General features: G+C 33.3%; 5 protein-coding genes. 1 reads left to right on the forward strand and 4 read right to left on the reverse strand.

Translation table 11 applies throughout. The features are described 5' to 3' along the window. Positions 1-778 precede the first annotated feature (778 nt). The gene (locus tag JMI89_RS08145) at positions 779-1,174 is read left to right on the forward strand and encodes a hypothetical protein (protein WP_187756466.1); all 396 of its coding nucleotides are present in this window, start codon (positions 779-781) and stop codon (positions 1,172-1,174) included. Between the two features lie 598 nt (positions 1,175-1,772). Here the strand turns inward: JMI89_RS08145 and JMI89_RS08150 are convergent. From JMI89_RS08150 to JMI89_RS08165, 4 genes are all read right to left on the reverse strand, one after another. Continuing rightward, positions 1,773-2,660: an SDR family oxidoreductase gene (locus tag JMI89_RS08150; protein WP_220679778.1), complete on the reverse strand. Its 888-nt coding sequence runs from the start codon at positions 2,658-2,660 to the stop codon at positions 1,773-1,775. Between the two features lie 734 nt (positions 2,661-3,394). Further along, on the reverse strand, positions 3,395-6,253 hold the full coding sequence (locus tag JMI89_RS08155; RefSeq protein ID WP_187755253.1) for a valine--tRNA ligase: 2,859 nt from the start codon (positions 6,251-6,253) through the stop codon (positions 3,395-3,397). 449 nt (positions 6,254-6,702) lie between these two features. Continuing rightward, a complete protein-coding gene (locus JMI89_RS08160; protein WP_220679779.1) occupies positions 6,703-8,163 on the reverse strand; it encodes a hypothetical protein in 1,461 nt (486 codons plus the stop codon). A 573-nt stretch (positions 8,164-8,736) separates the two neighbouring features. After that, positions 8,737-10,170: a hypothetical protein gene (locus JMI89_RS08165; protein WP_220679780.1), complete on the reverse strand. Its 1,434-nt coding sequence runs from the start codon at positions 10,168-10,170 to the stop codon at positions 8,737-8,739. Positions 10,171-10,707 lie beyond the last annotated feature (537 nt).

Consider the following 10,707-nt stretch of genomic DNA (forward strand, 5'->3'; position numbering starts at 1 on the left):
ATATAATTTTTATGCGAACGAGAGTAACATTTTTTATTAGGTTTTTAAAGGATTCATATCAATATTAACGAATATTTTTAAATTTTATTAATAATTTGAAAAAAATACAGTGATATTTGGTCGGTTAAATTATGTATTTTTAGCCTCAGATGATTCAAGTTATATAACGGCAGAGACCTTTGGCGTGACAGGGGGAGCTCATATCAACTGATGTGAGTATATGTTAAGGGCTATTTATAGCCCTTAACGATAATAGGTAAGATTCTGTATACAAAAGAGATATAAAAAGAATCAACATTAAAGTTTTATAATTAAACAGATTGAATTTCAAACAAAAACTTGAAGGATATAAAGGATTTAATAGAAAATATAAAGTAAAGCTTAAATTATTAATTAATAGTCTATTTAACATAATATACATTATCTTAACTTTTCTATTTGATTTGTTTATATTTTTAAAAGAGTGGGGGGCGTTTTTTTCTGTATTACATTGAAAGATTTTTGATTTTTGCGAACAATTAGATGTTAAAGATTATGGTTATCAATTATCTTTAATAGCTCAAATGATTATTAACGCATTTTGGGCGAGTCTTTCCTTCCCATTTGACCAACAAAAAATTCACGAAACTTAAACTATAGTATTTCAGAAATAAATAATTAATGATATTTCATAACACTAACGTACAAAGTTAAATTATTATTTACATTTCTATTGTTTTCAATTTTAATTTTATGTGGTCTAATATTTTTTACAAAATAAATATCGAAGAAATTTTTTATGGCTAATTTCATTAACAAAACATTTGGTGGGTTAGAAAAAAGATATTTGCTCCGACAATATTTTTTCGGTTTAGTTTATGGTATCTTTTTGTTAGTTATGCCTATAACTCACTTTAAAATACCTGAAAGTATTTTGGCAATTATATTGGTTTTGATCATGTGGGGATTATATCCATATTCTAGGTTTGTTTATGAAAGCATTATAGATTTTATAATGGGAGATAACATAATTTTCTCAAATCTGATTTTATTTTTATTTGTAAAAATAATCACCATGGGATTATGCTTCGTGTTCTCTATTTTTATAGCTCCTTTTGGATTATTGTATTTATATTTTTATCATTCTAGATTAGAAAAGCAATCCAAATCTAATATCATTGATAATGAGTTATAAAATATATCTCAACTAAAAGAGGAAAGACTAACAAAGTGATTATTTCCTCTTGGATGTCATAAAATTATTTACCAATAAAAATAAGATCGTTTATTAAGTTTTCATTTCATTATCATTGAGTTTTTTGTATATTCCACAAAGGTCATGGTTAAATTTTTTGTATTAAATGGCAACTGACCTTTTTAACTTAATTTATTAATATAGTTTTCGATTTACTTTTCTATAAATGATTCAGAATTCCCTTGTTAAAGTATAATCATACTTTACAGCTAAACTCTTTAATAAAATAAAAACTGAATCTTCAAATTCTATTGGATCATTGATTAATTTTAATTTATTAAATGTATCAATTAGATAAGATTTAGTAACTTAACTATTAATTCGCATAATGTATATTATGTTAAATAGACTATTAATTAATAATTTAAGCTTTACTTTATATTTTCTATTAAATCCTTTATATCCTTCAAGTTTTTGTTTGAAATTCAATCTGTTTAATTATAAAACTTTAATGTTGATTCTTTTTATATCTCTTTTGTATACAGAATCTTACCTATTATCGTTAAGGGCTATAAATAGCCCTTAACATATACTCACATCAGTTGATATGAGCTCCCCCTGTCACGCCAAAGGTCTCTGCCGTTATATAACTTGAATCATCTGAGGCTAAAAATACATATAAACTAGCTAATTCAACTGGTTGGCCTGCTCGTTTCAAAGGTGTTTGTTTACCAAATTCAGGTATGGCCTCACTAGGTTGACCACCACATATTTGTAATGGTGTCCAAATTGGCCCAGGAGCAACACTATTGACACGGATACCTTTATGAGCAATTTGTTTAGCCAAACCACGGGTGAATGCGATGATGGCGGTCTTAGTTGAGGCATAATCTAATAAATTTGCACTTGGTTGATATGCCTGAATAGATGATGTGGTGATAATGGTTGAACCAGGCTTTAAATAACCTAAAGCAGCTTTTGTAACCCAAAACAAAGAAAAGACATTAATTTCGAATGTCTTACGTAATTGTTCCGTAGTAAGTTGCATAATATCTTCAACTGCTGTTTGTTTACCCGCTACAAATGTTACATTATCTAATCCACCAAGTTTTTTATGGGCTTCTTCAACAAGTTTTTTACAAAATGATTCATCACTTAAGTCACCAGGAATAAGTACTGCTTTGCGACCTACTGATTCAATTACTTTAGCAACCTCTTCCGCATCTTTTTGTTCATGAGATAAATAATTTATCGCTACATCAGCCCCTTCTTTAGCATAGGCTATTGCTGCAGCTCGACCGATACCGGAATCCCCTCCTGTGACTAACATTTTTAATCCTTCTAAACGGTGATGACCTTGGTAACTTTTTTCACCACAATCAGGAATTGGCTTCATGTCACATTGTAAACCTGGGGCTGATTGTTTTTGTTTGGGAAATTTTTCGTGATAATATTTTGTCAATGGATTGTGTGTTTGTTTACTCATGATTTTCTCCAAGTTTTGGTAAGTGATTGTTTTAAAATGTTTTTTTAATATAACTTAAATAAAATAAATTTACTAATCACAAAATCCTATTACTGAATATATATTAATTGCTAAAATATCTAATTAATTCAATTAATTAAATTAGAAATCGTTTTGCTATTTAAGATAATATAAATTACGATGGCTATAACGATTTTTAACCATCGAAGCAAGGTTATTGATAACAACTAAACATTTAAACAGATATAAAAATAGCACCTTTTTTACAAGGTTCCATTGTGAATGGACTTCTTCATTAATCGATTTTGCTAACAATCAGTTAGTTATGCTTATTCTAAATACCCAGAACTTATTTGGTCATATACCAAATAATTAATGAAAACTGACTTATTTAGCTAAATTCAAGTTATACATCCATCATAGGTGTTATTGAAATTATTTATATACAAAACAGCTCTTTTAGTTATTAAGTCATTTAGTAACAAATAAGATATACTTATTATTTGAAGCCGCAACATATTGAATTATGGTAAAATGAATCGAAAATTCTCTGTTGAAAGCGTTATAATGGTTTTAATTAATAACATATATTTTTGGCGGGAATAATGTAATAATACTTGTTTTATAGTCATTGGCAGCATCAATAGCCTGCCCTATTGTTTTTAATCTTGATAAGATTGAAATAAAAAAACCCGTCAAATTTGCGGGTTTTAACAAGATTTATATTGGTCTGATTATAGTTTTTTTATTGCTGCATAATGATCAATTAACTTATTTTTATCGTTTTGATAACCTTCTAACTTCTCTTTTTCTTTTGCAACAACCGCCGCTGGCGCTTTATCGACAAAACTGCTATTGCTAAGTTTACCGTCGATACGGGCAATTTCGTTATCGATGCGTGCCATCTCTTTTTCCAGTCGAGCTAATTCATCTTCTTTGTTAATTAACCCAGCCATTGGAATAAGTAGTTCAGCACCGTCAACTAACTTAGTGACCGATAATGGCCCGGTTTCACCTTCATCTAACAGAACAATTTCTGCTAATCTTGCCAGCGATTCAATAAAGGTTATATTATCACTGATAATACGATGAACAGCAGGTGAAGCTTGGCGAATCAATAATTGTAATGGTTTGCTCGGTGCAATATTCATTTCAGCTCGAATATTACGCACGGCAATCACCGCCTCTTTGATCCAGTTAATATCGGCAACAGCTTGATCGTCAATATGTTTACTATCAAAAGTCGGCATCGGTTGTAACATAATAGTATCAGCCTTGATACGCATTAGTGGTTTAACACTTTGCCAAATTGCTTCAGTAATAAATGGAATAATTGGATGTGCTAAGCGTAACAATGCTTCCAATACCGTCACTAAAGTATGACGAGCAGCACGCTGTTCAGATTGCTCACCATTTGCCAGTACTGATTTGGTTAACTCTAAATACCAGTCACAGAACTGATTCCAAGTAAATTCATATAAAATATTAGCGGCTAAATCAAATCGATAAGTATCGAACGCTTCTCGATAGGTTTTCACGGTATGATTAAATTCAGCTAATATCCATTTATCCGCTAATGAATAGGCTAAATCACCACCAGTAAAGCCACAATCGTGATCTTGCGTGTTCATAAGTACATAACGGCTGGCATTCCAAAGTTTATTACAGAAGTTGCGGTAACCTTCCAAACGTTTGAGATCCCAATTGATATCACGTCCGGTTGAGGCTAGTGCCGCTAAGGTGAAGCGTAATGCATCGGTACCGTGCGCTTCAATGCCGTTAGGGAACTGTTTTTCAGTACGTTTGGCAATTTTTTCCGCCAGTTGTGGTTGCATCATATTGCCGGTACGTTTTTCCAGTAAATCAGCAAGTGAGATGCCGTCAATCATGTCTAAAGGATCGATAACATTCCCTTTAGATTTCGACATTTTTTGCCCTTCTTCATCACGAATTAAGCCAGTAACATAGACTGTTTTAAACGGAATCTGCGGCTTACCGTCTTTATCTTTGATAAAGTGCATGGTCATCATAATCATTCTAGCGACCCAGAAGAAGATGATATCAAAACCGGTGACCAGTACATTGGTTGGGTGGAAAGTTGCCAAATCATCGGTATTTTCTGGCCAACCTAATGTAGAGAAAGTCCAAAGTGCAGATGAGAACCAGGTATCAAGCACATCTTCATCTTGTGATAATACCACATCATCAGCGATATTGTTTTCCCGACGGACTTCGGCTTCGTCTCGCCCAACATAGACATTGCCTTGCGCATCATACCATGCCGGAATACGGTGACCCCACCATAATTGGCGTGAAATACACCAATCTTGAATATCATTCATCCACGAGAAGTACATGTTCTCGTACTGTTTTGGCACAAATTGGATATCGCCATTTTTAACGGCATCAATAGCAGGCTCGGCCAATACTTTCGCTCGCACATACCATTGGTCAGTTAACATTGGCTCAATCACCACGCCGCCACGATCGCCATACGGTATGGTTAAATCATGTGGTTCAATCTTTTCTAAAATGCCTTGCGCTTCACAGGCGGCAACGACCGCTTTACGGGCGGCAAATCGTTCTAAATTTTGCAATTCAGTCGGAATATCTCCCCCATAAACATCACTCGGTTCGCCGTTTGTGTCAAACACTTCGGCTTGTGAGCGGATCTCACCGTCAAAGGTGAAGATGTTGATCATCGGTAATTGATGACGGCGACCCACTTCGTAATCATTAAAGTCATGTGCCGGAGTAATTTTTACGCAACCGGTACCTTTTGTCATGTCGGCATGTTCATCACCAATAATCGGTATACGACGATTAACCAAAGGTAAAATAACAAATTTGCCGATCAGATCTTGATAGCGAGGATCAGCCGGATTGACCGCTACCCCAGTATCACCTAATAATGTTTCCGGACGCGTTGTGGCGACAACTAAATAATCTTTACCGTCTGCCGTTTTGGCGCCGTCAGCAAGTGGATAACGTAAATGCCACATTGAGCCTTTTACTTCACGATTTTCAACTTCTAAATCAGAAATCGCGGTGCGTAATTTTGGATCCCAGTTGACCAAACGTTTACCACGGTAGATCAAATCTTCCTGATAAAGTCTAACAAATACCTCTTTTACCGCATTTGATAGCCCTTCGTCCATAGTGAAGCGCTCACGATCCCAATCCACCGAATCGCCTAAACGACGCATCTGTTTGGTAATGCTACCGCCTGATTGCGCTTTCCACTCCCAGATTTTTTCGATAAACATTTCACGACCATAATCGTGACGGGTTTTGCCCTCTTCGGCAGCAATTTTACGTTCAACCACCATTTGCGTTGCAATACCGGCATGGTCGGTACCCGATTGCCATAACGTATTGTTACCTTGCATACGATGATAACGTATTAATGCATCCATAATGGTTTGTTGGAATGCGTGCCCCATGTGTAAACTTCCGGTCACATTCGGCGGTGGGATAGCGATGCAGTAGCTTGGCTGTGATTTGTCGCCATTAGGCTTAAAATAGCCACTTTGTTCCCAATGTTGATAAATTGGTTGTTCGATTTCTTGTGGATTATAAGTTGTATTTTTCATAATAAATGCATAAATCCTGATTCAAGGCATAAAAATGCTATCTATTCTACAGTAAAATAGCCAAACAATAAATTGGCTAAGTAAGAAACCGTGGATTAAATCTACAGGGAAACTTGTGTTAGAAGAAAACGTTGGCAACAAAAGACCACGACGTTATAAGTGGTCTTTTAAAGCTTTACTAACCGCTATATTATGTCTATTTTCTAAATAACTTGATCTATTTATATGTCTTGATTGTTGTGCTTATAGAATATTTTAAGTTTGTTTAAAACAAAAAACCTTAAACATAAAATAGTATAAGGTTTCACTGATATACATCATTTTACTGTGATCGGCACTGAAAAATCGAAAAATAAAAAGATTTGAAACTTTTTTATTAGTCATTATAGCAAATAAACGTAAATGCCTGGTTTATTATAACTGAAGTATTTTTCATTTTTTTTATATTATTAATTATTGGTACCCTTACTCACACAGCCTGTGTAATATCTAACATCATTAGTTCCTCGGTTACCCACATAGCCGAGTGTGGATTCAACAACATAATGGTCATTTAAATCTTTAATGTTTTTAGTCCAATAATAAGCAACATTATATGTGTCGGTTGTGTCATTTGACCAATCACTGTCTTTATAATATTGATTGGTTACAGTACCCCATTCTGAGAATAATCCTCCCATCCATTGACCATCACTTTGTTTATAGCTAATTTTTCGTCGATAAACTTCCTTAACCCCAGGTATACCATTTTTCCAATCAATTTGTATACCATTTCGATCTTTCTCACGGTTAGAGTTTGTAAAATCCCGAACATCAGGTATATCATATTTTAGTTTTTGACAACGGGTTAGAGTTTCTGAATAATCATTTGAAGCGTTTTCAAACCCTATATACCAACGTTGTATTTTGAACGAATAGAAAGCAGTGTTTTTAGCGTTGTCGGCGTATAATTTAAACGTTGCAGGATTAAAGGAAGTATTTGTGCTTGTATATGTTGGCCCTTTTAAGGTGACTCTTAATTTTCCATCCTTTTTACTTAAGGCTAGACTTATGCCATTTCCGCTAATAGGTGTGACGTTAGTACCATTGATACGGATAATATCGTCAACAGTTAAGCCGGCAAGTTTTATATCAAAGAATAAGTTATTTGCCCCTGTAGTTGGGAAATTATTTTCTGGGTTGTTTTTATCATAAGTGACAAAACCTTTGTTTTTTTTCCAACTGTCCGTATCCACATTATCCTGATTATTAAGATTCGGTTGCGCATAACAAAATTTAACGCCTGAAGGAACTTGAGGGGAAAAATAATAATTATGAGTCGTAAACTGATATCCTTTAATACGAGGGTTACCATATTCAGTTTGAAAACTTGTACCGTATGCGTATACATTCAAATGAAATGGAGCCATACAAGGATCTAATTTCATATCCGGGTTAGAATGAATTGAGCTTACCAGACTTAAACCTTCATTATCGTACCAAGTTGTCATTAAATAATCATTATTGCTTATATACATAATAACATCTTCGTCTTTATCAACAAAAGAAAGATTGGGAATTTTTTTTATTGGAATTTTTGGGTAGTCATAATTTTCAGGTGGTAGTTTTACAAAAGTTTTTATATCCGAAAACTTAATCTCGCTAGCTAATATTATTGGGTTTTGAGCACTGGATTCAGTATCTATATCAAGAGTAGTAATATCACCATTAGGGGGTAAAGGCAATGTAACTGCCAATAAGGGATTTAAATCTTGCAATATTTTTCCTTCAAAAATTATATAAGGCGAAGAGCCTTGGATGCTTTTTAAAGAAGTGGCAGAAATTGGTGTGGCTTCATTTGTAACAAAGAGCAAGCTTAAATTAAATAGTAATAGTTTTTTCTTTTGAAAAAGGCAGGTGTATTTAAACATATTTTAATCCTTTTTGTTATTAATCTTTTTATAATTTTAAACCTATCATGGCTTAGATAAAGTATAAGTTAACCATAGTTATTAATCAATAAATATAGCTATTACAATAGGTTATAAATTATCACCTGTTTTGATAATCAATTTAGTCAATTAGATATATATTTTCCATACTAACATTTTCATTTGCTCTTTTACTGACCAGAGGTCAACATATCATAATATGTGCCCGATAACATTAGCGATTGATTTGCGAATTAATGAGCAATTTAAGCGTAATGTTATAATATTTGGCTACCATAGATATTTTTGCCCCCTAATTGGAATGATTGGCGAGGCAATGTTACCTATAATTCATAGAAAAAATGAAGTGACGGATTGCAGTTTACCGAAGGTTATCTTCATTTGTGTGTTGTTTATAACATAAGGAAAATTTAGATTGTTTAACTAGATATAATAAAAAACCTTATACCATTTTATGGTATAAGGTATAGCTGCTATTGCGATATAGTAAAAAAGAAATAATAAAGAGATTTTACAAAATATTTATATTATATGCCATAACAATTATAATTGTTAGTTACCAGAACTCACACAGGCAGTATTATAGTTTTGTTCACTACTTTGCCGGTTGCCAACAAAACCGGTCTTGGATTCAACAACGAAATAATCATTGGTACTTCTTAGCTGTTTAGTCCAAAAATAGGGAACCTTAAATTCGTTTTTAGTATCTTTTGGCCAATCACTATTTTCATAATAGCTATTATATACAGTACCCCACTCTGAAAATAATCCTCCCATCCATTTACCATCATTTTGTTTATAGCTGATCTTTCTTCGGTAAGGTTCTCCAACTCCAGGTATACCACCATTCCACCCAACGCTTGTAAGACGATTAGAGTTTGTAAAATCCCGAATATCAGGTATAGCATATTTTAATTTTTGACAACGGGTTAGAGTTTCTGCATAACCATTTGAAGCGTTCTCAAATCCGATATACCAGCGTTGTATTTTGAACGAATAGAAAGCAGTGTTTTTAGCGCTGTCGGCGTATAATTTAAACGTTGCAGGTTCAAAGGAAGTATTTGTGCTTGTATATGTTGGTCCTTTTAAAGTGACTCTTAATTTTCCATCCTTTTTACTTAAGGCTAAACTTATGCCATTTCCGCTAATAGGTGTGACGTTAGTACCATTAATACGGATAATATCGTCAACAGTCAAGCCGGCAAGTTTTAAATCAAAAAATAAGTTGTTTGATCCTGTTGTTGGGAAATTATTTTCTGGGTTGTTTTTATCATAAGTGACAAAGCCTTTGTTTTTTATCCAACTGTCCGTATCCACATCATCCTGATTATTAAGATTTGGTTGCGCATAACAAAATTTTACGGCTAAAGGAACTTGAGGGGAAAAATAATAATCATGTGCGACAGATTGATAATTAGAATCTCTAGGTACGCCATATTCTGTACTTAGAGTAAATTGGTCTGCAGATAATGTTAATTTAAATGGCGCATCACATGGTTCTAATTCCATATTCGGGTTCTTTTTTATTTTCTCTGTCAGATTATGCCCCTCATTATCGGACCAAGATAACGTTAAAAATTCTTCACTGCTTATAGACTTAACCACATCTCCGTCTTTATCACCCCATGAATTAGCGAGAACATCACTTAATTGAATTTTAGGGTATTTGTTATTTTCAGAGGGTAGTTTTACAAAAGTTTCTATATTCGAAAACTTAGTGTTGCTGGCTAATATTATTGGGTCGTTAGCACTGGAATTAGTATTTTTAGTAATAGTAGTAATACCATCAGGAGCGGGCAATTTGACTGTCAATAAGGGGGATAGATCGTCCGATTTTTGCCCATCAAAAATTAGATAAGGCGCAGAGCCTTCAATGTTTTTAGAAGAAGTGGTAGAAATTGGTGTGGCTTCATTGGTAAAAAAGAGCAAGCTTAAATTAAATAGTAATAGCTTTTTCTTTTGAAAAAGGCGGGTGAATTTAAGCATATTTTAATCCTTTCTTCTTATTATTATATTAGTAATATTATTTTTTTATTTTAACCTATTAGGTCTAACTAAAGTATAAGATATATGGTAATCCTTAATCAATAAATAAGTATAACCTACCTTGGTTAAGGAAATCATACTTTTAGTATTTTTATAATCAATCTTGTCGCTTTTGGCTTTATCTTTTTTCAGCGAACTTCCCTACTAGCTTATTAATTGTGCTAGACGTTAATGAGCAAGATAAATACCCGAACCGTTTTGCTTAGTGAACAAATCGCTAACGAGTATCGCTACTGCATTTTTATTAATAAATTTAAAACAACGAACTGCTTTCATCACTTAACCAACACAATTATGTGGTATAAAATTTTAAGTATTTTGTTGACATAGGCATTTAATTTTATATGAGCTGGTAAAAGATAATGATAGACGATAATTATTCGATGCTTTGTTTACTAACTGAATTTTCATAAAATAAACCACTAGTTTCATAATTCTCAGCTCATAGCCAATGAATAAGAACTGAGCATTATGAGC

Origin of the sequence: Frischella sp. Ac48, from assembly GCF_019641635.1 — a bacterium.
Taxonomy (GTDB): Bacteria; Pseudomonadota; Gammaproteobacteria; order Enterobacterales; family Orbaceae; genus Frischella; species Frischella japonica.